Raw genomic sequence first — 1,275 nt, 5'->3', positions numbered from 1 at the left:
CAGCCGAGGCGTTGAACACTTCTCCTGTCCTGAGCATGCTGTGCATGATAACCGCAAGCTTCCGGGCGACCGCCACCGCAGTGCGTTTGAAGCCCAACCGCTCGCGCAGCTTCAGCCCCCAGCTCCTGAGACTGCTTTCGTTGCCGGGTCTGGTCCTCGTGAGGAGGACCGTTGCCGCTTCATACTGCAGTCCCCGCAGATGGCTGTCGCCTCCTCGCGAGATGTGGCCGTCATAGTCGACCTCACCTGACTGGTAGCGCCGTGTTGTCAGCCCAAGCCAGGCACCAACTGAGCGCGACGTTTTGAAGTTTTCTGGATCTTCAATCGCGGCAACATAGGAGACGGCCGTAACGGCGCCGATACCCGGGATCGTCATCAGGAGCTTCGTCGGCTGACTCTGCCGTGCCACTGCGAGCAGCTGGCGATCCAGATCGGCCGCGCGCTTGCGGATGTCACGCCACGCATCAAGCAGGGGCAATATGATCGCTGCAAGGTCGTCATTCCCAGCTAATAGCTCCCTCACTTTGCCATCAAACACCCTACCCTTTCCGTTGGAAACAATGAGGCCGAATGTTTTCATCAGGCCGCGGATCTGGTTGCTGAGCTGGGTCGAGATGCTCAAAAGCTGGTTGCGGGCCGCCACCAGGGTGCGCGTCAGCATGCTGTCAAACGCCTTTACCCGGACCGCCTTGTAGAAGCCGGCTTCGGCCATCTGGGCCAGGCCATCCGCATCATTGGCATCCGTCTTGTTGAGCGTCTCGTGCAATATCTTTTGCGCGTGCCGCGCTTCGATGCAGATCGCGGGAACCCCTTCGGCCATCAGTGCATGATAGAACCACGTCGACAATGGCCCCGTTTCAAACACAACGCGCTTGGCATTCGGGGCGTGCTTTCGGATCACCTGCGCCAAGAGCTTTGGATCCGAAGCACGCTTGCCTCGCCATATCCGCTTCCCGTCCTCTCGGATCGAGATCGCCGTATCTTTCAATGAAACATCAAGCCCGATATACTGGTCCATGGTTGCCTCCATTGATGTTTGGGCCCGGTTCCAATCGTGAGCCCGTATTTCCATCTTATCGGGGGCAACCAACCCAGCCAGTACCATCTAGTAAAAATGCACTGAGGAGATCGCGCCGCGATTACCCCATGTGAACGTATGGCTGAGAACGGTGATTTGACGCTTGACGAATTGTGCCTCGAGCTTGCAGAGCGCGGCGTCATTGTGCATCGCTCGAGCGTTGGCCGCATGTTGCACCGGCTCGGGTTAAGCCACAA

The 1,275-nt window shown here is 58.4% G+C and carries 1 protein-coding gene; it reads right to left on the bottom strand.

Going from position 1 to position 1,275, the window contains the following annotated elements:
* The coding region (locus IB244_RS31520) for an IS110 family transposase (RefSeq protein WP_192306979.1) at nt 1-1,018 on the bottom strand (1,018 nt) is incomplete at its 3' end.
* Nucleotides 1,019-1,275 lie beyond the last annotated feature (257 nt).

Origin of the sequence: Rhizobium sp. RHZ02 (assembly GCF_014851575.1) — a bacterium.
GTDB lineage: Bacteria > Pseudomonadota > Alphaproteobacteria > Rhizobiales > Rhizobiaceae > Rhizobium > Rhizobium altiplani.
Note: the sequence above shows the minus strand (reverse complement) of the source record. Positions and strands in the feature narration are given on the sequence as shown.